20 protein-coding genes and 2 tRNA genes are annotated in these 21,123 nt (G+C 72.7%); 13 read left to right on the forward strand and 9 right to left on the reverse strand.

Annotated features, from left to right (window positions below):
- The first annotated feature begins 38 nt into the window (after window positions 1-38).
- The 3 genes from AB0L33_RS12215 to AB0L33_RS12225 all read left to right on the forward strand — a co-directional run bounded on the left by AB0L33_RS12215 (window position 39) and on the right by AB0L33_RS12225 (window position 2,572).
- Window positions 39-112, forward strand: a tRNA-Met gene (locus AB0L33_RS12215).
- Between the two features lie 214 nt (window positions 113-326).
- Entirely contained in the window at window positions 327-2,408 is a 2,082-nt protein-coding gene (locus AB0L33_RS12220) for a sel1 repeat family protein (protein ID WP_365680298.1), read from the forward strand.
- 90 nt (window positions 2,409-2,498) lie between these two features.
- Window positions 2,499-2,572, forward strand: a tRNA-Met gene (locus AB0L33_RS12225).
- A 98-nt stretch (window positions 2,573-2,670) separates the two neighbouring features.
- Here AB0L33_RS12225 and AB0L33_RS12230 read toward each other — a convergent pair.
- A complete protein-coding gene (locus tag AB0L33_RS12230) occupies window positions 2,671-3,090 on the reverse strand; it encodes a Fur family transcriptional regulator (RefSeq protein WP_026171852.1) in 420 nt (139 codons plus the stop codon).
- 174 nt (window positions 3,091-3,264) lie between these two features.
- Between AB0L33_RS12230 and AB0L33_RS12235 the strand changes: the two genes are divergently transcribed.
- Entirely contained in the window at window positions 3,265-4,716 is a 1,452-nt protein-coding gene (locus tag AB0L33_RS12235) for a catalase (protein WP_365680299.1), read from the forward strand.
- Between the two features lie 78 nt (window positions 4,717-4,794).
- Here AB0L33_RS12235 and AB0L33_RS12240 read toward each other — a convergent pair whose 3' ends face one another.
- The 6 genes from AB0L33_RS12240 to AB0L33_RS12265 all read right to left on the reverse strand — a co-directional run bounded on the left by AB0L33_RS12240 (window position 4,795) and on the right by AB0L33_RS12265 (window position 9,801).
- Window positions 4,795-5,196: a CBS domain-containing protein gene (locus tag AB0L33_RS12240; RefSeq protein ID WP_365680301.1), complete on the reverse strand. Its 402-nt coding sequence runs from the start codon at window positions 5,194-5,196 to the stop codon at window positions 4,795-4,797.
- 186 nt (window positions 5,197-5,382) lie between these two features.
- Window positions 5,383-6,183 (reverse strand): histidinol-phosphatase, encoded by an 801-nt coding sequence (gene hisN / locus AB0L33_RS12245; protein ID WP_365680304.1) that lies wholly within the window; start codon window positions 6,181-6,183, stop codon window positions 5,383-5,385.
- 53 nt (window positions 6,184-6,236) lie between these two features.
- The gene (locus tag AB0L33_RS12250) at window positions 6,237-6,560 is read right to left on the reverse strand and encodes a multidrug efflux SMR transporter (protein WP_164398555.1); all 324 of its coding nucleotides are present in this window, start codon (window positions 6,558-6,560) and stop codon (window positions 6,237-6,239) included.
- A gap of 110 nt (window positions 6,561-6,670) precedes the next feature.
- Window positions 6,671-7,687, reverse strand: a complete 1,017-nt coding sequence (gene rsgA / locus AB0L33_RS12255) for a ribosome small subunit-dependent GTPase A (protein WP_365680306.1) — start codon at window positions 7,685-7,687, stop codon at window positions 6,671-6,673.
- A gap of 3 nt (window positions 7,688-7,690) precedes the next feature.
- Entirely contained in the window at window positions 7,691-9,040 is a 1,350-nt protein-coding gene (gene aroA, locus AB0L33_RS12260) for a 3-phosphoshikimate 1-carboxyvinyltransferase (RefSeq protein WP_365680308.1), read from the reverse strand.
- Between the two features lie 47 nt (window positions 9,041-9,087).
- A complete protein-coding gene (locus tag AB0L33_RS12265; RefSeq protein WP_018105556.1) occupies window positions 9,088-9,801 on the reverse strand; it encodes a M50 family metallopeptidase in 714 nt (237 codons plus the stop codon).
- 65 nt (window positions 9,802-9,866) lie between these two features.
- Here AB0L33_RS12265 and AB0L33_RS12270 point away from each other — a divergent pair, with 65 nt between their 5' ends.
- The 9 genes from AB0L33_RS12270 to AB0L33_RS12310 all read left to right on the forward strand — a co-directional run bounded on the left by AB0L33_RS12270 (window position 9,867) and on the right by AB0L33_RS12310 (window position 18,091).
- The gene (locus AB0L33_RS12270; protein WP_365680310.1) at window positions 9,867-10,682 is read left to right on the forward strand and encodes an SOS response-associated peptidase; all 816 of its coding nucleotides are present in this window, start codon (window positions 9,867-9,869) and stop codon (window positions 10,680-10,682) included.
- 55 nt (window positions 10,683-10,737) lie between these two features.
- Entirely contained in the window at window positions 10,738-11,397 is a 660-nt protein-coding gene (locus tag AB0L33_RS12275) for an alpha/beta family hydrolase (RefSeq protein ID WP_365680312.1), read from the forward strand.
- A 276-nt stretch (window positions 11,398-11,673) separates the two neighbouring features.
- Window positions 11,674-12,330: a sigma-70 family RNA polymerase sigma factor gene (locus AB0L33_RS12280; protein WP_018105559.1), complete on the forward strand. Its 657-nt coding sequence runs from the start codon at window positions 11,674-11,676 to the stop codon at window positions 12,328-12,330.
- Window positions 12,327-12,647: a mycothiol system anti-sigma-R factor gene (rsrA, locus tag AB0L33_RS12285; protein ID WP_164401170.1), complete on the forward strand. Its 321-nt coding sequence runs from the start codon at window positions 12,327-12,329 to the stop codon at window positions 12,645-12,647. Before AB0L33_RS12280 ends, rsrA begins: the two co-directional genes overlap by 4 nt.
- Before the next feature lie 109 nt (window positions 12,648-12,756).
- Window positions 12,757-14,163 carry an HD-GYP domain-containing protein gene (locus AB0L33_RS12290; RefSeq protein WP_365680314.1) on the forward strand — a complete coding sequence of 469 codons (1,407 nt, stop codon included), beginning with the start codon at window positions 12,757-12,759 and terminating at the stop codon, window positions 14,161-14,163.
- Window positions 14,160-15,434, forward strand: coding sequence for an HD domain-containing protein (locus AB0L33_RS12295; protein WP_365680316.1), 1,275 nt, complete (start codon window positions 14,160-14,162; stop codon window positions 15,432-15,434). Before AB0L33_RS12290 ends, AB0L33_RS12295 begins: the two co-directional genes overlap by 4 nt.
- A 91-nt stretch (window positions 15,435-15,525) precedes the next feature.
- On the forward strand, window positions 15,526-16,518 hold the full coding sequence (locus tag AB0L33_RS12300; RefSeq protein ID WP_147970808.1) for a hypothetical protein: 993 nt from the start codon (window positions 15,526-15,528) through the stop codon (window positions 16,516-16,518).
- Window positions 16,519-16,577: 59 nt separating this feature from the next.
- Window positions 16,578-17,216 carry a peptide deformylase gene (gene def, locus AB0L33_RS12305; protein ID WP_365680318.1) on the forward strand — a complete coding sequence of 213 codons (639 nt, stop codon included), beginning with the start codon at window positions 16,578-16,580 and terminating at the stop codon, window positions 17,214-17,216.
- A 143-nt stretch (window positions 17,217-17,359) separates the two neighbouring features.
- Window positions 17,360-18,091, forward strand: a complete 732-nt coding sequence (locus AB0L33_RS12310) for a D-Ala-D-Ala carboxypeptidase family metallohydrolase (protein WP_365680320.1) — start codon at window positions 17,360-17,362, stop codon at window positions 18,089-18,091.
- Window positions 18,092-18,138: 47 nt separating this feature from the next.
- Here the strand turns inward: AB0L33_RS12310 and AB0L33_RS12315 are convergent, their stop codons facing one another.
- Together AB0L33_RS12315 and AB0L33_RS12320 are read right to left on the reverse strand one after the other, a co-directional pair.
- Window positions 18,139-20,049 (reverse strand): family 20 glycosylhydrolase, encoded by a 1,911-nt coding sequence (locus AB0L33_RS12315; RefSeq protein WP_365680322.1) that lies wholly within the window; start codon window positions 20,047-20,049, stop codon window positions 18,139-18,141.
- An 88-nt stretch (window positions 20,050-20,137) separates the two neighbouring features.
- Window positions 20,138-21,112, reverse strand: a complete 975-nt coding sequence (locus tag AB0L33_RS12320; protein WP_365680324.1) for a helix-turn-helix domain-containing protein — start codon at window positions 21,110-21,112, stop codon at window positions 20,138-20,140.
- Window positions 21,113-21,123 lie beyond the last annotated feature (11 nt).

Below are 21,123 nucleotides of genomic sequence, written 5' to 3' on the forward strand. Positions count from 1 at the left end.
CTCCACCTCCGCGTCGTGGTACGGTTTGAACACAACGACGCGGGGTGGAGCAGCTCGGTAGCTCGCTGGGCTCATAACCCAGAGGTCGCAGGTTCAAATCCTGTCCCCGCTACTGAAAGACGAAGGCCCGGATCCTCCAGGGGATCCGGGCCTTCGTCGTGTCATGACGGCTTGTTTCGCAAGGTGGGCGTGAAGTGCGGTTCGAGGGGCACCAGTTGGCCGGGGACGTGTTTGACTTGTCTCTCTGTGGGCATGTCGACAAAACGCTGAAGTGACGTCACTGACCGCGATATACCAGGTGTACGCGGGTTACAGGTGGTGCGACGATGGTATTTATGGGGGACAGGTCAACTCTGTTGAAGACAGGGCGGTTTGTGCGGGGTCACGTCCATCCGGCGGAAAAGTTGGCGGATGTGGTGTTTGTCGCTGCCGCCGAGCAGTACAAAGACACCATCGAGAGCGCCGAGACTTCCGAGACCACCGCCGAGAGCGCCGAGACCGCGGAGAGTGCCGCGACCACCGAGCCCGCAGAGACCATCGAGACCGCCGACGGCGTGGAGAACGCCGAGCGGGCGGAGACCGAGGCGAGCGCGGACGGCGCTGAGACCGAGGCGCGCCACCGCCGCGCGGCCGACGCCGGTGACACCGCCTCGATGAGCGTGCTCGGCGCGCTGCTCCTGCGCCGGGGCGACCTCGCCGGCGCCGAGCCCTATCTGCGCGGCGCCACCGCCGACGGAGACCGGGCCGCCGCCAACAACCTGGGCGTCCTGCTGCACCAGCGCGGCTACCCGGACGAGGCGGCCGGCTGGTGGCGCACCGCCGCCGTGGCCGGCTCCGCCGCGGCCGCGCACGCCCTGGGCCGGCACTTCCGCGAGCGCGGGGACGAGCCCGCCGCCGAATACTGGCTGCGCCAGTCCGCCGAGCAGGGCCACGCGCTCGGCGCCTACGCCCTCGCCGACCTCCTGGAGCACCGCAGCGACGTCGGCGCCGAGCGCTGGCTGCGCGCCGCCGCCGAGCAGGGCCACCGCGAGGCGGCCTACCGCCTCGCGCGCCTCCTGGAGCGCAACGCGGCCGACGCCCCGCACGAGGTGTTCGGCCGCCCCGGCCTGGGCCCCCACACCGGCGCGGAGGCCGGGGAATCCGTCGCGCCCCGCCGCACCGCCGAGGGCGACGGCCCCGTCGCCGGCCCCGGCCACGCGCGCCCCGGCGAGGCCGAGCAGTGGTACCGGCAGGCCGCCGCGCGCGGTCACCGGCGCGCCGCCCTGCACCTCGGCGCGATCCTCGAACAGCGCGGCGAGCTCAAGGAGGCCGGGCGCTGGTACCTCATGTCGGCCAAGGCGGGCGAGGCCCGGGCCGCCTGCGCGCTCGGCTTCCTGCTGCGCGACGCGGGCGACCGGGAGAGCGCCGCCGTGTGGTGGCTGCGCGCCGCCCAGGACGGCGACGGCAACGCCGCGAACGCCCTCGGCGCGCTGCACGCGGCCCGGGGCGAGCAGCAGACCGCCGAGCGCTGGTACCGCGCGGCGATGGACGCGGGCGACGTCAACGGCGCGTACAACCTTGGGCTGCTCTGCGCCGCCCAGGACCGGACCGCCCAGGCCGAGCAGTGGTACCGCCGCGCCGCCTACGCGGGCCACCGCGAGGCCGCCAACGCGCTCGCCGTCCTGCTGCTCCAGGCCGGGGACCCGGCCGGCGCCGAGCCCTGGTTCTCCAAGGCGGCCGAAGCGGGCAGCGTCGACGCGGCCTTCAACCTCGGCATCCTCTACGCCGGGCGCGACGAGGACCGCACCGCCCTGCTCTGGTACGAGCGGGCCGCCGCGGCCGGGCACACCGAGGCGGCGCTCCAGGTCGGCATGGCGCTCCTGCACCACGGCGAGGAGCAGGAGGCCGAGCGCCACCTGCGCTGCGCGGCCGGTGGCGGCAGCGCGGAGGCGGCGTTCCGGCTGGCCGGTCTGCTGGACGCGCGTCAGCCGCCGCCCGGGCCGCCCGCGCTGGGCGAGCCGCTGCCCGAGAAGACCGAGTGCGAGGAGTGGTACGAGCGGGCCGCCGAGCAGGGGCACCGCCGCGCCCAGGTCCGCGTCGGCATGCTCGCCGCCTCCCGGGGCGACGTGGAGAGCGCCGGACACTGGTACCGGCAGGCGGCCGAGTCCGGCAGCCGCAACGGTGCGTTCAACCTCGGCCTGCTCCTGGCCCGCGAGGGCAGTGAGCGCGAGGCCGCCCTGTGGTGGACCCGCGCCGCCGCCGACGGGCACGGGCGGGCGGCGCTGCGGCTTGCCCTGCTCGCCGCGCGCCGCGGTGAGCTGGCGGAGGGGCAGCGCTGGTGCGCCCGGGCGGTCGAGCTGGGCCCGGCGGAGGTCGCGGAACGCGCGGCCCGCCTGCGCGAGGCCCTGCACCAGGAGCTGACGGCTTAGGGGCTGTCGCCCGAACGAAAGCCCCCGGGGCCGTCGCCCGAACGAATTTGCACTGGTCCGAGCCGTCCCGTAGGGTTGTGAACACAACGACGCGGGGTGGAGCAGCTCGGTAGCTCGCTGGGCTCATAACCCAGAGGTCGCAGGTTCAAATCCTGTCCCCGCTACTGAAGGCCGAGGGCCGGATCTTTTCGGAGATCCGGCCCTCGGCCGTATGCGCGCACAAAAGGACCGCCCCCGGCGGGGGCGGTCCGACGTCCCGTCCTCAGGCCGCCGCGGCGCAGTCCGGGCAGATGCCCCGGTAGGTCAGCTCGACGCCCGAGATCGTGAAGCCGAAGCGCTCACCGGCCGGCAGGTCCGCCAGCGGGTCGCCCGACGGGTGCACGTCGCGGATGGCCCCGCACTGCGCGCACACCAGGTGGTGGTGGGCGCGGTGCGCGTTGGGGTCGTAGCGCTTGGCGCGGCGGTCGGTGGAGACCTCGATGACCTCGCCGAGGCTCACCATCTCGCCCAGCGTGTTGTAGACGGTGGCGCGGGAGATCTCGGGCAGCTTGGCCACCGCGCGGGCATGGACCTCGTCGGCGGTCAGGTGCACATGGTCCCCGTCGAGGACCTCGGCCACGACGCGCCGCTGCGCGGTCATGCGCCAGCCGCGTCCTCGAAGTCGTTCCAGCAGGTCACTCATGGCGCCATTCTAGCAGCGCAGGGGCCAGGTCTTGAATAGGTGCGACTTTGGATGCTCAGTTGACTTGGACTTTGTCCAATGTAGGATCGCTTTTGGCGTCGGTCGAAGGACAGGAAGGCCGGACGCGGGCACGGCATGAAGGCATGACGTGCGGAAACGACGCAGGAGGCGCACGTGACGCAGGGACCGCTCACCACGGAGGCAGGCGCACCGGTCGCCGACAACCAGAACAGCGAGACCGCCGGGATCGGCGGCCCGGTCCTGGTGCAGGACCAGTCGCTGATGGAGAAGCTGGCGCACTTCAACCGCGAGCGCATCCCGGAGCGCGTGGTGCACGCCCGGGGCGCCGGGGCGTACGGCACGTTCACGCTGACCCGTGACGTGTCGCGGTGGACGCGGGCGAGGTTCCTCTCGGAGGTGGGCAAGCAGACCGAGACGTTCCTTCGCTTCTCCACCGTCGCGGGCAACCTCGGCGCCGCCGACGCGGTGCGCGACCCGCGCGGCTTCGCGCTGAAGTTCTACACCGAGGACGGCAACTACGACCTCGTCGGCAACAACACCCCGGTGTTCTTCATCCGGGACGCCATCAAGTTCCCCGACTTCATCCACACCCAGAAGCGCGACCCGTACACCGGCTCCCAGGAGGCGGACAACGTGTGGGACTTCTGGGGGCTCTCGCCCGAGTCCACCCACCAGGTGACCTGGCTCTTCGGCGACCGGGGCATTCCGGCCTCGTACCGGCACATGGACGGCTTCGGCTCGCACACCTACCAGTGGCAGAACGAGGCGGGCGAGGTCTTCTGGGTCAAGTACCACTTCAAGACCGATCAGGGCATCAAGAACCTCACCACCGAGGAGGCCGTCCGCCTCTCCGGCGTGGACCCGGACAGCCACCAGCGGGACCTGCGCGAGTCCATCGAGCGCGGCGACTTCCCGTCCTGGACGGTCCAGGTGCAGATCATGCCCGCGGCCGAGGCGGCGACGTACCGCTTCAACCCGTTCGACCTGACCAAGGTGTGGCCGCACGCGGATTACCCGCCGGTCGAGATCGGCAAGCTGGAGCTCAACCGGAACCCGGAGAACATCTTCGCCGAGGTCGAGCAGTCCGTCTTCAGCCCGGCGCACTTCGTTCCCGGCATCGGTCCGTCCCCGGACAAGATGCTCCAGGGCCGTCTCTTCGCGTACGGCGACGCGCACCGCTACCGCGTCGGCATCAACGCCGACCACCTCCCGGTGAACCGCCCGCACGCCACCGAGGCGCGGACCAACAGCCGGGACGGCTATCTGTACGACGGCCGCCACAAGGGCGCGAAGAACTACGAGCCCAACAGCTTCGGCGGCCCCGCCGAGACGGGCCGGCCGCTCTCGGGCGCCACCCCCGTCGCGGGCGTCACGGGCAACCACCCCACGCCGCTGCACGCCGAGGACGACGACTTCGTGCAGGCCGGGAACCTCTACCGGCTCATGTCCGAGGACGAGAAGGTCCGGCTGGTCGACAACCTGTCCGGCTTCATCGCGAAGGTCTCGCGCGACGACATCGCCGAGCGCGCGATCGGCAACTTCCGCCGCGCCGACGAGGACTTCGGCAAGCGGCTGGAGGCGGCCGTGCAGGCGCTGCGCGCCTGAGTCCCCACGGCCCGTACGGCCGACCGGCCCGGCCCCGCACCCGGGGGCCGGGCCGGTCGCGGGCGTGGGGGCGGGGCGTCAGCCGACCAGCGCGGCCGGGCGGCGGGGCGCGGGCGTCCAGCAGCGGATGATGTCGCGGACCGAGACGACCCCGACCGGGCCGCCCTCGTCGAGGACGATCAGGTGACGGAAGCCGCCGTGCGTCATGGCCGCCGCGGCCTCGTCGAGCGTCCAGCCGGGGGCGGCGAAGACCACGTCGGTGGTGGTGTGGGCGGAGGCCGTCTCGGTGTCGGGGTCCTGGCCCGAGCCGACGGCGTTGAGGATGTCGCGCTCGGTGAGGATGCCGAGCCCGCAGGTATCGGGGTCGTGGACGACGGCCGCCCCGATCCGGCGGGCCGACATCAGCCGGGCGGCCTGGCGCAGCGTATGGGCCGGGCCGATGGTGAGGACCATCGTGCTCATGGCGTCACGGACGAGCATGAAGGGTGCCACCTCCTCGGTGAAGCGACCACGTGAGTCGATTCACAAGTTCACAAGTGGGGGAATGCTCAGAGTCGCACCGATGCGGGAGGGCGACAAGGGGTCGCGGAGATCACGAAAGGGGCGCGCGGACCCGCCGCGCGCCCCTCGAAACGCCCGTTACGCCGCCCTGCGGGCGGAACGCGCTCAGTAACGCTGGTTCAGGTAACCCAGCAGCTCGCGGTGGAGCGCCCCGTTCGACGCCGCGCCGTTCCCGCCGCCCGGCCCGTCCACACCGTCCAGACTGGTGAACCGGCCGCCCGCCTCCTGGACGACGATCGCGTTCGCCGCCATGTCCCACAGCGAGAGCTCGGGCTCCGCGCACATGTCCACGGACCCCTCGGCGACCATCATGTACGGCCAGAAGTCCCCGTAACCCCGGGTGCGCCAGCAGGCCCGGGTCAGGTCCAGGAAGCCGTCGAGCCGCCCCTGCTCCTCCCAGCCGGTCAGCGAGGAGTACGCGAACGAGGCGTCCGCGATCCGCTCCACGCTGGAGACCTGGAGCCGGGTCGCGGAGGTCAGGCTGCGGCCGGTGTACGCCCCCGAGCCCTTCGCCGCCCACCAGCGCCGGTTCAGCGCGGGCGCGGAGACCACCCCCACGACCGGCTGGAAGCCGTTCTCGCCCGCCTCCATCAACGAGATCAGCGTCGCCCACACCGGCACGCCCCGTACGTAGTTCTTGGTGCCGTCGATCGGATCGATCACCCAGCGCCGCGGCCCCGTGCCCTCGACGCCGAACTCCTCGCCCAGGATCGCGTCGCGCGGACGGGCCCGGTGCAGATGCCCCCGGATCAACTCCTCGGCGGCCTTGTCGGCCTCGCTCACCGGCGTCATGTCCGGCTTGGTCTCGACCTTGAGGTCCAGAGCCTTGAACCGGTCCATCGTCACCGCGTCGGCGGCGTCCGCCAGTACGTGGGCCAGGCGCAGATCATCGTGGTAATCGGGCATGCCGTCACAGTATCGACCCGCCGGTGAGCCGGGCCACACGGGCCCCGGGGCGGTCAGTGCGCGGAGCCGGAGAGCTGGAGCCCGATCACGCCGAGGATCACCAGCGAGATCGACACCAGCTTGAGCGTGGAGACCACGTCACCGAGGAAGACCATGCCGTAGATGGCCGTCCCCGCCGCGCCGATGCCGGTCCACACCGCATACGCGGGCCCGACGTCGAGCTTCTTCAGCGAGAGGGTCAGCAGACCGAAGCTGCCCAGTGCGAAGACGCAGAACGCGATGGTCGGCCACAGCCGGGTGAAGCCGTGCGAGAGCTTCAGGCAGACCGCGAACCCGGTCTCCAGAAGTCCCGCGACCACGACCAGCAGCCATGCCATCGTCCGCACCCTCCCGCATCGCCCACCGCCCGCACCGGCCGGTGCCGCTGGGCGTGATTATGCACTTACCGGAAGCGAGTGATCGCAAACGTGCCCGGCCCGGTCGCCGGTCAGTCGCCCTCGCGCCGGTTGCGGGTGGAGAGCAGCCGGCGCAGCGAGTCCAGCCGCGCCGGGTCCGCGTGCCCGTCCGCCACCCAGGCGTCCAGCGCGCATTCCGGTTCGTGGCTGTCGTGGGTGCAGCCGCGCGGGCACTCCTCCGTACCGGGCTGGAGGTCCGGGAATGCGTTGATGACCCGCGACGGGTCGATGTGGTTCAGCCCGAACGAGCGCACCCCGGGGGTGTCGATCACCCAGCCCCGGTACCCCGGCAGCGGCAGCGCCAGGGCGGAGGTGGTGGTGTGCCGGCCGCGGCCCGTCACCGCGTTCACGACCCCCGTGGTGCGCCGCTTCTCCTTCGGCACGAGCGCGTTGACCAGCGTGGTCTTGCCGACGCCCGAGTGCCCGACGAAGGCCGTCACCCGGCCGTCGAGCTGTTCGCGGACCCGGTCGGCCGCGTCCCCGTTCTCCAGCTCCTCGCGGCTGGTGACGACGAACGGCACGCCCAGCGGCGTGTACGCGCTCAGCAGCTGGTCCGGGGAGGCCAGGTCGGACTTGGTCAGCACCAGGAGCGGGGAGAGCCCCCCGTCGTACGCGGCGACCAGGCAGCGGTCGATCATGCGCGGACGCGGTTCCGGATCGGCCAGTGCGGTCACGATCGCCAGCTGGTCCGCGTTGGCCACGACCACCCGCTCGAACGGGTCGTCGTCGTCCGCCGTCCTGCGCAGCACCGAGCGGCGCTCACCGATGCGGACGATCCGGGCGAGGGTGTCCTTGTCGCCGGACAGGTCACCGACGAGCGAGACGGTGTCGCCCACCACCGCGGCCTTGCGGCCCAGCTCGCGGGCCTTCATCGCGACGATCGTGCGGTCGCCGACCAGGACGGTGAGGCGGCCCCGGTCCACGGTGAGGACCATGCCGTCCTCGGCGTCCTCGTGCTTGGGCCGGATGTGGGTGCGCGGGCGGTTGCCCTTGCGGTTGGGGCGGACGCGGATGTCGTCCTCGTCGGGGTTCTTGCCGTAGCGGCGCATGTCTCAGGCCCCGAGCATTCCGGTCCACATCTGCGGGAAGTCCGGCAGGGTCTTGGCGGTCGTCGCCACGTTCTCGATCTCCACTCCGGGGACGGCAAGGCCGATGACCGACCCCGCGGTGGCCATCCGGTGGTCGTCGTACGTATGGAAGATTCCGCCGTGCAGCGGGCGCGGGCGGATGTGCAGGCCGTCGGCCGTCTCGGTGACGTCGCCGCCCAGCTCGTTGATCTCCTTGGTGAGCGCGGCCAGCCGGTCCGTCTCGTGCAGCCGCAGATGGGCGACACCGCTCAGCGTGGAGGGGGAGTCGGCCAGGGCGGCGACGGCGGCGATGCCCGGGGTGAGCTCGCCGACCTCGGAGAGGTCCACGTCGATGCCGTGGACGCGGCCGGAGCCGGTGAAGACCAGCCCCTGCTCGGTCAGCTCGCAGCTGCCGCCCATCGCGGTGAAGATGTCGCGCAGCGCGTCACCGGGCTGCGTGGTTCGCACCGGCCAGTCCGGGATGGTCACCCGGCCGCCCGTGACCAGCGCCGCCGCCAGGAACGGCTGGGCGTTGGACAGGTCCGGCTCGATGGTCAGGTCGCGGCCGAGGAGCGCCGAGGGGGAGACCCGCCAGACGTTCGGCTCGCCGCCGGTCTCCGGCTCGTCCACCTGCGCGCCGACGGCCCGGAGCATGTCCACGGTCATCCGGATGTGCGGCATCGAGGGCAGCCGGTCGCCGGTGTGCCGGACCTCCACGCCCTGGTTGAAGCGCGGCGCGGACAGCAGCAGCGCCGAGACGAACTGGGAGGACGAGGAGGCGTCGATCGCGACCGGACCGCCGTCCAGCGCCCCGCCGCCGTGCACGGTCATCGGCAGCGAGCCCCGGGAGTCGTCGTCGATCCGGGCACCGAGGACCCGCAGGGCCTCGATCACCCCGGTCAGCGGGCGCTCGTAGGAGCGGGGATCGCCGTCGAAGCGGACCGGGCCCTCGGCGAGCGTGGCCACCGGCGGCAGGAAGCGCATGACCGTACCGGCGTTGCCGACGTCCACGGTGACCGGGCCGTGCAGCGGGGCCGGGATGACCCGCCAGGCCTCGCCCGCGCCCTCCGGACCACCGGCCGCGCCGGTCGCCGACGAGCTGGAGGACACCGTCTCCTCGATGCGTACGCCCATCGCGCGCAGCGCGTCCGCCATCAGCAGGGTGTCCCGGGAACGCAGCGGCCGGCGCAGCCAGCCCGGCTCCGAGGAGAGCGCGGCGAGCACCAGCGCGCGGTTGGTGACCGACTTGGAACCGGGCACCGTGACGGTCGCGTCGACGGCCCCGCTCGCGAAGGGGGCGGGCCAGAGGGCGGGGTGCACGGAGCTTTCGGTCATGCGCTCACTTTAGAGGCTGGGACCGGGGTGAGCCCGGTCACGCCCGGTCACAGCCCCAGGAGCCAGCGTCCGCCGCCGATCAGGGAGCACAGCGACACCGCGTGGAAGAGGAACAGCCACAGCGCCGCCGGGACGTCGGTCAGGCGGGACAGCTGGTCCGCGTCCGAGTCCGGCGCCCCGCCGTGCCGTCGCTTCGACTGGAGCTCGAACACCGGGCGCACGCCGCCCAGCAGCAGGAACCACACCACGCTGTACGCGAACAGCGACTGCCAGGCGGGCGAGGCCAGCCACGACACCAGCAGGAACACCGAACCGGTGAGGATCACCGTCAGCGCCCCGTACACATTGCGGATCATCACCAGCATCACCGCGAGCAGCGCGGTCGCCAGCCACAGCAGCAGCGTGATCCGGCCGTCCACCAGCAGCCAGGCGCCGCCGAGCCCGAGCAGCGAGGGCGCGGTGTAGCCCGCCGCCGCGGTCAGCACCATCCCGATCCCGGTCGGCTTGCCCCGGCTCACCGTCAGGCCGCTGGTGTCCGAGTGCAGCCGGATGCCCGAGAGCTGCCGGCCGGAGAGCAGGGCGACCAGTCCGTGGCCGCCCTCGTGCGCGATGGTGATCGCGTTCCTGGACATCCGCCACAGGATGTTCGGCACGACCGCGATGAGCGCCGCGGTCGCCGTCACCACCACCAGCCACTGCTCCGGGGCGGGCTGGGTGCCGGTGACGCGGTCCCACAGGTTGCCGAGATCGGTGCTGTCCATGGGGTGGGCGGCTCCTTGCCGGATCGGGGTCCGTTCGGGTGGGCGGTCGTGGCAGTCTGGCACTTATGTGCGGACGGTATGCAGCGAGTCGGCGGCCCGAGGACCTGACCGGACTCTTCCAGGTGGAGAAGTGGGAACCGGCCGAGACGCTGGAACCCGACTACAACGTGGCGCCGACCAAGGAGGTCTACGCCGTACTGGAACGTCCTGTGAAAGACGCGGACGACCAGCGCCCGGTTCGCCAGATGCGGGCACTGAAATGGGGGCTCGTCCCGTCCTGGGCCAAGAACCCGGAGGGCGCCGCCCGGATGATCAACGCCAGGGCCGAGACCGTCCACGAGAAGCCGTCCTTCCGCCGCCCCTTCGTCTCCCGGCGCTGCATCCTGCCCGCCGACGGCTATTACGAGTGGGTGACCGGCGCCGAGGAACGGCAGCTGGAGGAGAAGGGGCGCCGCAAGCGCCCTCGCAAGCAGCCCTACTTCGTGACTCCGGCCGACGGCTCGGTCTTCGCGATGGCCGGTCTGTACGAGTTCTGGCGCGACCGCACCCTGCCCGACGACCACCCGCAGGCGTGGTGGGTCACCTGCTCGGTGATCACGACCGAGGCGGAGACGAGCCCGCTCGCCGTCGCCCCCGCCGACGGACCGGCCTCGCTCTCCGAGATCCACCCCCGGATGCCGCTGATGCTCACCCCGGACCGCTGGGACGACTGGCTGGACCCCTCGCACACCGACATCGAGGAGCTGCGCGCCCTGCTCGCACCGCCGCCGCCCGGCCTGATGCGCGCCTACCCGGTCGCGACCGCCGTCAGCAACGTCCGCAACAACGGCCCCGAGCTGAAGGACGAGCTGGCCGAGCCCGAGGTGAGCACCCTCTTCTGAGCCGTACGCGACGGGGTTCGCGCCCTCCCCGTACCGGTCACCCGGTGTTGGTTGGATGGACCCCGTGAACACCGACGACGTGACCCCCCGTGCCGAGACCGTCGAGACCGGGGCAGGCACCGCCCGCGTCACCTGGCTGGACGCCCCCGCCCCGCGCCTCGTGCTCGCCCTCGGCCACGGCGCCGGCGGCGGCATCGAGGCCCGGGACCTCAGGGCCCTCGGCGCCGCCCTGCCCGCGCACGGCGTGAGCGTCGCCCTCGTGGAGCAGCCCTGGCGGGTGGCCGGCAAGAAGCTCGCGCCCGCCCCGAAGACCCTGGACACCGGCTGGCGCGGGATCTGGCCGGCCCTCGCCGCCCCCGGGCTGCCGGTCGTCGCCGGGGGACGCAGCGCCGGGGCCCGCGTGGCCTGCCGGACCGCCGCCGGGCTCGGCGCCCGGGCGGTCCTCGCGCTCAGCTTCCCGCTGCACCCGCCGGGCCGCCCCGAGAGGACCCGCGCCGACGAGCTGCTGGACTGCGGGGTGGACGCCCTCGTGGTCCAGGGCGGCAACGACCCGTTCGGGAAGCCCGCCGAATTCCCGCCCGGCGACTACCGGATCACCGAAGTGCCGTACGGCGACCACGGCTTCTCCGTACCGAAGAAATCCGGGCTCACCGAGGAGCGGGCGATGGAGATCCTGACCGCGTCCGTCACCGACTGGCTGGCGGACCTGACGTGAGGTCCGGGCTCCCGGGAATGCCCCGTGGGGGGCCGCTGTTGTTCCGGACATCGGTACGCCAACGTCGTAAGTGGAGAGGGAGTCCGTCGCATGGGTTCGACCATCTGCCCACGTCGCTCGAACACTGCTGACCTGGAGTGGACGGTCCTGCACGCGGCCAAGAACACTCCCGCGCGGTCACTCGGCGGAACGGAACGACAGCCCGCGCCGGACCAAGGTCGACTATTCTCCGATTCGAGCGGGTCCGGTTTCGGCTCCGCCCCAGCGTTGGAGGAGGTGGGTCCGGTCACAGGGACCGACACAGGGACCGACGACGGCCGCCCGCAGGAGACGACGGCCGAGCGAAACGCGCGTTTCGAGCGCGACGCCCTCGGTTTCCTCGACCAGATGTACTCGGCAGCCCTGCGCATGACGCGCAATCCCGCGGACGCCGAGGACCTGGTCCAGGAGACGTATGCCAAGGCGTACGGCTCCTTCCACCAGTTCCGTGAGGGCACCAACCTCAAGGCGTGGATGTACCGCATCCTCACCAACACCTTCATCAACTCGTACCGCAAGAAGCAGCGCGAACCCCAGCGCAGCGCCGCCGAGGAGATCGAGGACTGGCAGCTGGCCCGCGCCGAGTCGCACATGTCGACCGGGCTGCGCTCCGCGGAGTCGCAGGCGCTCGACCACCTGCCCGACTCGGACGTGAAGTCCGCGCTGCAGGCGATCCCGGAGGAGTTCCGCATCGCGGTCTATCTCGCCGATGTCGAGGGCTTTGCCTACAAGGAGATCGCGGACATCATGGGGACTCCCATCGGTACGGTGATGTCCCGACTGCACCGGGGCCGCCGTCAACTGCGCGGCATGCTGGAGGACTACGCCCGTGACCGCGGGCTCGTCCCGGCCGGCGCCGGAGAGTCGGACGATCGGAAAGGCTCGGGCTCATGAGCTGCGGAGAGCCGCACGAGACGGAGTGCGCAGAGGTCCTCGATCACCTCTACGAGTTTCTTGACCGGGAAATGCCCGACAGCGACTGCACCAAGTTCGAGGAGCATTTCGTCGAGTGCTCCCCGTGCCTGGAGAAGTACGGCCTGGAGCAGGCCGTCAAGAAGCTGGTGAAGCGCTGCTGCGGCCAGGACGACGTCCCGGCCGACCTGCGCTCCAAGGTGATGGGCCGCATCGACCTCATCCGCTCGGGACAGGCGGTGCCGGAACAGGACGTCGCCGTCTCCGGCCCCGAGGTACCGAGCGCGGCCAAGGAGTAGCCGTTCCTCGCTTCACCCGAACGTGCTAATCGCCCCCAACGGCACCCGCCGGGACCAGCCCGCTCGTTAGCGTGGCCCCTTCACGAGCGGAGCTGGGGGGCGAGCGAGGGTGAGAGCTACACGCGGGGCGGCGCGGGCCCATATCGGCGCCGTCGCCCTCGGCGCGGCCCTGTGCGCCGCGCCCGCCCTGCGCCCGGGCACCCCGTGGACCACCGTCGCCCTGCTCGCCGGGCTCCACCTCGCCTGCGAACTCCTGGGCCGCGTCCGCGAAGTCCCGCCCGGCCCGCGCCGCGCCCCCGGCCGCCGCGCCTCCCCGGCCGGCTCCGTCGGGGCGGGCACCTCCTTCCCGCTGCTGCTCGCCGCCGCCTTCCTGCTCCCGCCCCCGGCGGCGGCCCTCGTCGCCGTCCCCGGCTCCCTCGCGGGCGGGACCGGCAAACCACCCGCCGCCGCCCGGCGGATCTGGCGCGCCGCCGAGTCGGCCGTCGCCGTCTGGGCGGCCGCCCGCGTCCACACGCTGCTCGGCGGGCCCGCCGCGCTCGGCAGCCCGCCCGACCTGCCCTACGCGCTGCTGCCCGTCTGTGCGGCGGCCCTCGCCTTCAGCGTCGTGCTCGCCGCCCTGGAGGGCTCGATCCTGCTCGTCGCGGAGCAGTTGCCGGCCCGACGCGCCTGGCGCGGCATCCTGCCGCGCTCACTCGCCCCCCACCTGGTGCACGGCCTCGCCGGGCTGCTGATGGCCGTCCTCTGGAACAGCTCGTACGGGCCGCTCGCCGCCCTCTTCGTGCTGCTGCCCATGTACATCTCCGGCTGGGTCTACGCCCAGTACCACCGCGAGCACGCCGCGCACCGGGCCACCATCAGGGCGCTCGTCCAGGCCGTTGACATCAAGGACACCTACACCCGGGGCCACAGCGAACGGGTCGGCCGCGCCTCCGTCCTCATCGCGCACGAACTGGGCCTCGACCGGGAACGCGTCGAGGTCCTCCGGTTCGCCGGCATCCTCCACGACGTCGGCAAGCTGGGCGTCCCCACCCGCGTCCTGCGCAAGGACGGCCCCCTCACCCCGGAGGAGCGGCGCGTCATCGAGCTGCACCCGGAGTACGGGCACGAGATCGTCCGGGGCATCGGCTTCCTCGGCGAGGCCAGGGCCGCGATCCTGCACCACCACGAACGCCTCGACGGCAGCGGCTACCCGTACGGGCTCTCCGGCCGGGGCATCCCCGAGTGCGCCCGCATCGTCGCCGTCGCCGACGCCTTCGACGCCATGACCTCGACCCGCTCCTACCGGCGGGGCCGGCCGGTCCCGGCCGCCGTGGAGGAGCTCAAGCGGTGCGCGGGCACGCAGTTCGACCCGCAGATGGTGCGGGCCCTGGCACGCGGCCTGGAGCGGTACGGCTGGTCCGGGGCCGTCACGGCGGACGACGCGCAGCTGCCGCCGCCGCGCAAGGAGCCCGCCGGGCCCGTCCCCGCGCCGCTGAGCCCCCGGCCGGACGGTCCCGACGGGCAGGGGCGCCGGTGACCGCCGGGCCCGCGACCCTGGGACTGCGCGGCGCCGCCCTCCTGCTCGCCGCCGCCGGACTCGGTTACACGCTGTGGCGCGGGGTCCACGATCCGGGGCACGCCCTCGCCTTCGGTGCCCTCATCACCATTGGGGAGCTGACCCGCTGGGGCGCCCTGCCCGGGGAGCGGGAACCCGCGCCCCTCGGGGCCGCCGGAGCCCTCGCCTACGCCCTGCTCGGGCGCAGCGGCGGGCAGCCCACCAGCCACGGAGTCCTCCAGGTCGTCGCGGTCGTCGTCGCCGCCCAGCTCGTCGCCTCGGTGCCGCAGCTGGCCCGGGGCGCCGGGCCGGGCGCCGACCAGGTGGCCCGGCGGATGCTCACCGTGGCGTTCGCGGCGGTCTGCTTCCAGCCGCTGTACAACGCGGGCCGCAGCGAGAAGTGGTTCGGCGACGGTCCGTACTACGCGGCCTTCCTGCTCCTGCTGCTCGGCCTGACCGCCCTCTGCGACGCCGTCCTCGCCGCGCTCCTGCTGCGCGCCCGCACCCGGCCGCGCGGCTCCCGCGCCGGGCAGGCCCCCGCCCCGTACGGGCCGCTGCTCCGCGACGAGCTGCGGGCGCTCACCGGGATCGGCTCGGCCGTCTGCGCGACCGGCGCGGTCATGGCGCTCGGGGTGGCCGCCGCCGGACTGTGGGCGCTGCCCGTGCTCTGCGTACCGCTGCTGCTCACCCAGCTCTCGTACCGCAGGTTCGCCGCCGTGCGCACCACCTACCGGCAGACCATCGCCTCGCTCGCCCGGTCCACCGAGATCGCCGGTTACACCCCGCATGGCCACGCCCGCCGGGTGGCCGAGCTGTGCACGGCCGTCGGGCGCGAGATGGGCCTGTCCGGGCCGGAGCTCACGGTGCTGGAGTACGCGGCGCTGATGCACGACATCGGCCAGCTCTCCCTGGTCGACCCGGTGCCGGACGGGGCGACGGCCCTGCTGCCGGCCGCCGAGCAGCGCCGGATCGCGCTGCTCGGCGGTGCGGTGGTCCGGCAGACCGGGGTGGACGCGAAGGTGGCCGTCGTGGTGGAGCGGCAGGCCGACCCCTACCGGGAGCAGCCGCTGTCCGCCAGGATCGTCCGGGCGGTGAACGCATACGACGACCTCAGCGGGGAAAGTCTCTCCGGGCCACTGGGTGCGCTGGAACAGCTCAGGCTCGGCACCGGGCACGACTACCAGCCGCAGGTGGTGGAGTCGCTGGCCCGGGTGCTGGCCCGGGGAGGTCTGACCCCCGTCCCGCCCGGGTAACCGATGGGTAATGAGCGGGCCCCGGGCCCGGCATGGTTGGATGCGAAGAGAGCGGTAGAACGAGGGTGTCCAGTCGGGACAGGCGGGAATCGTGAGGATCTTCGGGAAGGTACGGCATCGGCCGTCCGCCTCTTGGCGGCAGGCCACGGACCGCGCGTTCACGCTGATCGGCGACGGCCGGTACGAGGACGCGGGGGCGCTGCTGACACGCGCGGCGGACCTGGAGCCCTGGCTCTCCGAGTCGTGGTTCAACCTGGCGCTGCTGCACAAGTTCCGGCACGACTGGGAACAGGCGAGGGCCGCCGGGCTGCGGGCCGTCGCCCTGCTCGACAAGGAGTCCGGAGCGCCGGACTGGTGGAACGTGGGCATCGCCGCGACCGCCCTCCAGGACTGGCCGCTGGCGCGCCGCGCCTGGCAGGCGTACGGCCTGAAGGTCCCCGGTGGCGGGCAGCAGACCCCGGCCGCGGGCAACGAGCCGGTCGGCATGGAGCTGGGCAGCGCGGCGGTACGGCTGTCGCCGGAGGGCGAGGCCGAGGTCGTGTGGGGCCGCCGTCTCGACCCGGCCCGGATAGAGGTGCTGTCGATCCCGCTGCCCTCGTCCGGGCGGCGCTGGGGCGAGGTCGTGCTGCACGACGGGGTGCCGAACGGCGAACGGATCACCGCGGCGGGCCCGTCCTACCCGGTGTTCGACGAGATCGAGCTGTGGGCCCCGTCGCCCGTGCCGACCTGGGTGGTGCTGCTGGAGGCGGCCACGGAGGCGGACCGGGACGCGCTGGAGCAGCTGGCCTCGGACGCGGGCTTCGCCGCCGAGGACTGGTCCTCGTCGGTGCGGCTGCTGTGCCGGTCCTGCTCGGAGAGCCGGATGGAGAGCGACGAGGGCGACGGCGAGCACCTGGACCCGCACGACCACAGCGAGCCGGGACATCCGGGCCCGCTGGGCCACCGCACGGCCGGTGAGCTGTGGGTGCCGGAGCGTGAATGCGGCCTCGCGGCCCCGGCCGGTCTGGTGCGCGGGCTGCTGGACGGCTGGGTGGCGGACAGCCCGGACAGCCGCGAGTGGCGCGATCTCGAAGAAGTCTGCTGAGCGCTGCCCGTAGTCTGTGTACGCACCGATTCGGGTTTTGAGGAAGGCGTACTGCGGACATGGCGCAGCAGGAGACGGACGAGCAGGTCAACGTCGACGAGGAGGGTTTCCTCATCGACACCGAGGACTGTGAGGCGCGCGAGACGGCACACCGCGAGCGCGGTACCTCCCGCCCGATCACGGTCGTGGGCAACCCGGTCCTGCACAAGGAGTGCAAGGACGTCACGGAGTTCGGCGACGAGCTGGCCGCGCTGATCGACGACATGTTCGCGAGCCAGCGCACGGCCGAGGGCGTGGGCCTGGCCGCCAACCAGATCGGCGTCGACCTCAAGGTCTTCGTCTACGACTGCCCCGACGACGAGGGCGTGCGCCACGTCGGCGCCATCTGCAACCCGGTCCTGGAGGAGCTGCCGCCCGAGGCGCGGGTCCTGGACGACTCGGGCGAGGGCTGCCTCTCCGTGCCGACGGCGTACGCCAAGCTGGCCCGCCCGGACTACGCGGTGGTGCGCGGGCAGGACGCCCAGGGCAATCCGGTCCGGGTGCGTGGCACGGGTTACTTCGCGCGCTGCCTCCAGCACGAGACGGACCACCTGTACGGCTACCTGTACATCGACCGGCTCTCCAAGCGCGAGCGCAAGGACGCGCTGCGGCAGATGGCGGAGAACACCCCGCGCTACGAGGTCGTCCCGAACGACTGACCCCGGGAGGCGAACGCGGCGCGGGCCCGTCCGGCACCGCGTTCGCCTTTCCGTCAACCGCCGTTTCTACACGCGTAGTTGACGGGCTCCGTCTCATCCGCCAGGCTCGTGCACCACACCTTCGACAGTGGTTGGGAGCCCCCGTGATCAGACGTTCCGCACGACTCCTGCTCAGCCTTGTCATGACCATGGCTTTCGCCTTGGGTGGTGCCGTGGTCACCGCCGGCACCGCGCAGGCCGACGACTGCTACACCTGGACCCGCACCCTGAGTCCCGGCGCCACCGGCAATGACGTCGCCCAGCTCCAGATCAGGGTCGCCGGTTACCCCGGATACAACTCCGTCCTGGCCATCGACGGCTCCTACGGGCCCGCCACCACCGCCGCCGTCAAGCGCTTCCAGGCCGCCTACGGACTGGCCGCCGACGGGATCGCGGGCCCTGCCACCCAGGCCAAGATCTATGCCCTCCAGGACAGCGACTGCACCCCGGCGCACTTCACGTACGCCGAGATGAACCGCTGCAACAGCACCTGGTCGGGCGGCGCGGTCTCGGCGGCCACGGCGAAGGCCAACGCGCTGAGCACCATGTGGAAGCTGGAGGCCCTGCGCCACGCGCTCGGTGACCGGCCGATCAACATCAACAGCGGATTCCGCTCGACGTCCTGCAACAGCGCGGTCGGCGGCGCGTCGAACAGCCGCCATCTGTACGGGGACGCGGCCGACCTCGGCGGGATCGCCTTCTGCACCCTCGCCAAGGAGGCCCGCTACCACGGGTTCAACGGGATTCTCGGCCCGGGCTACCCGGACCACAACGACCACGTCCACGTGAACCAGGGCCCCAGCCACTACTGGTCGGCGCCCAACTGCGGTATCTGACCCGCTCGGTGGGGCCCGCCGGTCGTCGGCGGGCCCCACCCGTGCGGTTACGCCCAGGCCCGCAGCGGCGTGCCGCCCGTCGTCTGCACCGCCGCTCCGTCGGGTGAGCGCTCGGCCAGGCGCAGCTGGGAGATCGCGTTGCGCAGGACGAACGCCCCGTGGCCGGCGTCCAGCTGCCAGCGCTGGGTGCGCGCCCCCGCCGAGCAGGCCCCGAGCGACAGTTCGGCGCCCACCTCCAGCGGGGCGCCCAGGTACTTCCTGCCGCGCACCGCGTCCAGGCAGAGCCCGTCCGTCGAGCGGACCGTGTAGTAGCCGTCGGCGGTCGCGGCGAGCGTCCAGGCCGCCTCGGAGCCCTTGACCAGGGCGACCCCGGAGTCCGCGGCCGGGGCCAGCGCCTTCGCGCCGGAGGTCAGCCGGTAGGTGCCGTCGGGCAGCGGGGCGCGGTCGGTGTTCGCCCAGCCCGGGGCGTGCCCGATGCGGCGGGCCATGGCCTCGAAACCGGCGTACGTCGGGCTGGGCCTGGGGCCGCCCCAGGTGGCCTGGGCGAGGAAGCGCAGCGGCATGAACACCTTCGCCTCGACCTCGTTCTCGGTCTCGGCCGCCGCGCTGTCCGGCCACAGGCTGATCTTCGCGCCGGTCAGGTTCGCCGCCGCGGCGGGCAGCGTCTCGCCCTCGAAGCGCAGGGGCGTCCAGTCGCTCTCGTACAGCTGCCGGGTGTTGCTGGTGAAGCCGCCGCGCACCAGGTACAGCGCGTAGGCGGAGTTCATCACCGGGCGGCCCTCGGCGAGCAGGGCGGACGCCTTCTGGATGGCGCCGCCGCCGAGCCAGTGCTCGACGGTGATGTCACGGTCCAGCGGGACGAGCGTGTTGCGGCCCAGCAGCCCGTCGTTCCAGATGCGCAGCGAGCGGCCCCGCGCCTTCACGTGGGCGTTGACCTGGTTGACGAAGTCCACGAACAGGTCGTCCGGGGTGGCCGACGCGCCGAACTTCGCGACGGCCGCCGCCTGGAGCTGCGGATAGTCCGGGTAGGAGGAGCCGAGCATGTACTCGTCGGCGCCCATGTGCCAGGTGTCGGCGCCCCAGACGTCCAGGGCCTCGTCGACCAGCGAGGTGTAGTACGTCAGCGCCTCGGGCCGCGAGATGTCCAGGCGGGGCGGGGAGGCCACGCCGTCCTTGTCCTTGAGCTGGAGCTCCGGGTGTTTCTCCAGGTAGGGGTCCATGTGGCCGGGGGAGTTGATCTCCGGGACCAGTGCGATGTGGTACTTCTTCGCCATCGCGGCCAGCGCGCGGATCTGCGGCTTGCTGTAGTAGCCCCAGAACGCCGACTCCGGGTCGGTGTCGCTGCGGACCTTCGCCTCGATCCAGAGCTGGTTGAGCTTCTGGGACGCCATGTCCTTCATCAGCCGCTCGAACCAGGGCAGCGACACGTTGATGTAGCAGGCGCAGACCCCGACGCCGCGCTCCCGGTACGCGGGCACGTCGGATGCCGAGCCGCGGGCGGCCCGCCCGTCGTCGTTCAGCAGCTGGAGCACCGTGCGCGAGCCGTAGAACACGCCCGCCGAGGTGGCCGCCGTGACCGTGACCCGGTCGCCGACCTCCAGCCGGTAGCCCTCCGCCCCGAGCGAGCCCTTCAGCGAGGCGTCCTGGCGCAGCACGATGTCACCGGCGCGCGCCGGGCCCCGGGACACCTGCTGTCTGCCCGCCAGCTCACCGGCGAACCGGGCCGCGTCGTCCGCCGTACGCCGTTCGCGCACCCCGTCCAGCACGATCCTGGCCCGGTCGGTGAGGACGAACTCCCCGCTGCCCGGCTGCCACTGGCGCAGCGAGGGCAGCACCTCCGGCGGCGGAGCCGTCGCCCCGGCCTCCTCGGCCGAGGCGGTCTGCCAGGGGAGCAGGGTGGCGGCGAGCGCGGCCACCACGGCCCCGATGGTCCTTCGTCTTGCCTTCCGCATCTCCATGCGCCCGACCCTGGCGCGCGGGCGTGACCCCGGTCCATGGACATGTCACGCGACCGGTTGGACGAACGGTCCGGTGACGGTTCCGGGCTCAGGCCGCCGCGCCGACCGCCGACGGCCCCCGGAACGTGCGCCGGTACGCCTGTGGCGTAGTGTCCAGTGCCCGTACGAACTGGTGGCGCAGTGCCGCCGCCGTCCCGAATCCGGTGCGGTCGGCGATGGTGTCGATGGTCTCGTCGGACGTCTCCAGCAGGTGCTGGGCCAGCAGGACGCGCTGGCGCAGCAGCCAGCGGTACGGAGTGGTCCCGGTCTCCTGCTGGAAGCGGCGGGCGAAGGTGCGCGGCGACATGTGCGCCCGGTCCGCGAGCTGTTCGACGGTCATCTCGCGGTCGAGGTGGCGCTCCATCCAGGCCAGCGTGTCGCCCACCGTGTCGCAGCGGGTGCGCGGCAGCGGCCGCTGGATGTACTGCGCCTGCCCGCCGTCCCGATGCGGCGGCACCACCATCCGCCGGGCGATGGTGTTGGCGGCGGCCGGTCCGTACGCCTGCCGGACCAGGTGCAGGCAGGCGTCGATCCCCGCCGCCGTCCCCGCCGACGTGGTGACCGGCCCGTCCTCCACGTACAGCACGTCCGGCTCGACGGCGGCCTCGGGGAAGCGGCGGGCCAGGTCGTCGGCGTGCCGCCAGTGCGTGGTGCAGCGGCGGCCGTCCAGCAGCCCGGCCGCGCCCAGCAGGTAGGCCCCCGAGCAGACGCTGAGCACCCGGGCGCCCCGCTCCACGGCGCGGCGCAGGGCGGTCAGGACCTCCTCGGGGAACTCGCGCTCCCCGAAGCGGCTGCCGGCCGGCACGGCGACGAGGTCGGCCTCCTCCAGCCGGTCGAGGCCGTAGGGGGTGCTGATCGTGAAGCCGGCGTGGGTCCGCAGCTGTGGCCCCTCGCCGGAGACCACCGCGAAATCGTGCACCGGCAGGCCCTCGTCGCTCCGGTCGAGGCCGAAGACCTCGCAGAGCACACCGAGTTCGAAGGGATGGACGTCATCGAGCAGCAGGGCGGCGACGTTGTTCAGCATGGACCCAGTGT

Origin of the sequence: Streptomyces sp. NPDC052299, assembly GCF_040679335.1 — a bacterium.
GTDB lineage: Bacteria > Actinomycetota > Actinomycetes > Streptomycetales > Streptomycetaceae > Streptomyces.

Coding starts and splice junctions, on each gene's coding strand:
- aroA (WP_365680308.1), bottom strand. CDS start 9,040: ATGACCGAAAGCTCCGTGCACCCCGCCCTCTGGCCCGCCCCCTTCGCG.
- AB0L33_RS12320 (WP_365680324.1), bottom strand. CDS start 21,112: ATGCTGAACAACGTCGCCGCCCTGCTGCTCGATGACGTCCATCCCTTC.
- hisN (WP_365680304.1), bottom strand. CDS start 6,183: ATGCCCGATTACCACGATGATCTGCGCCTGGCCCACGTACTGGCGGAC.
- AB0L33_RS12315 (WP_365680322.1), bottom strand. CDS start 20,049: ATGGAGATGCGGAAGGCAAGACGAAGGACCATCGGGGCCGTGGTGGCC.
- AB0L33_RS12220 (WP_365680298.1), top strand. CDS start 327: ATGGTATTTATGGGGGACAGGTCAACTCTGTTGAAGACAGGGCGGTTT.
- rsrA (WP_164401170.1), top strand. CDS start 12,327: ATGAGCTGCGGAGAGCCGCACGAGACGGAGTGCGCAGAGGTCCTCGAT.
- rsgA (WP_365680306.1), bottom strand. CDS start 7,687: ATGCGCCGCTACGGCAAGAACCCCGACGAGGACGACATCCGCGTCCGC.
- AB0L33_RS12240 (WP_365680301.1), bottom strand. CDS start 5,196: ATGCTCGTCCGTGACGCCATGAGCACGATGGTCCTCACCATCGGCCCG.
- AB0L33_RS12250 (WP_164398555.1), bottom strand. CDS start 6,560: ATGGCATGGCTGCTGGTCGTGGTCGCGGGACTTCTGGAGACCGGGTTC.
- def (WP_365680318.1), top strand. CDS start 16,578: ATGGCGCAGCAGGAGACGGACGAGCAGGTCAACGTCGACGAGGAGGGT.
- AB0L33_RS12265 (WP_018105556.1), bottom strand. CDS start 9,801: ATGGACAGCACCGATCTCGGCAACCTGTGGGACCGCGTCACCGGCACC.
- AB0L33_RS12270 (WP_365680310.1), top strand. CDS start 9,867: ATGTGCGGACGGTATGCAGCGAGTCGGCGGCCCGAGGACCTGACCGGA.
- AB0L33_RS12275 (WP_365680312.1), top strand. CDS start 10,738: ATGGACCCCGTGAACACCGACGACGTGACCCCCCGTGCCGAGACCGTC.
- AB0L33_RS12230 (WP_026171852.1), bottom strand. CDS start 3,090: ATGAGTGACCTGCTGGAACGACTTCGAGGACGCGGCTGGCGCATGACC.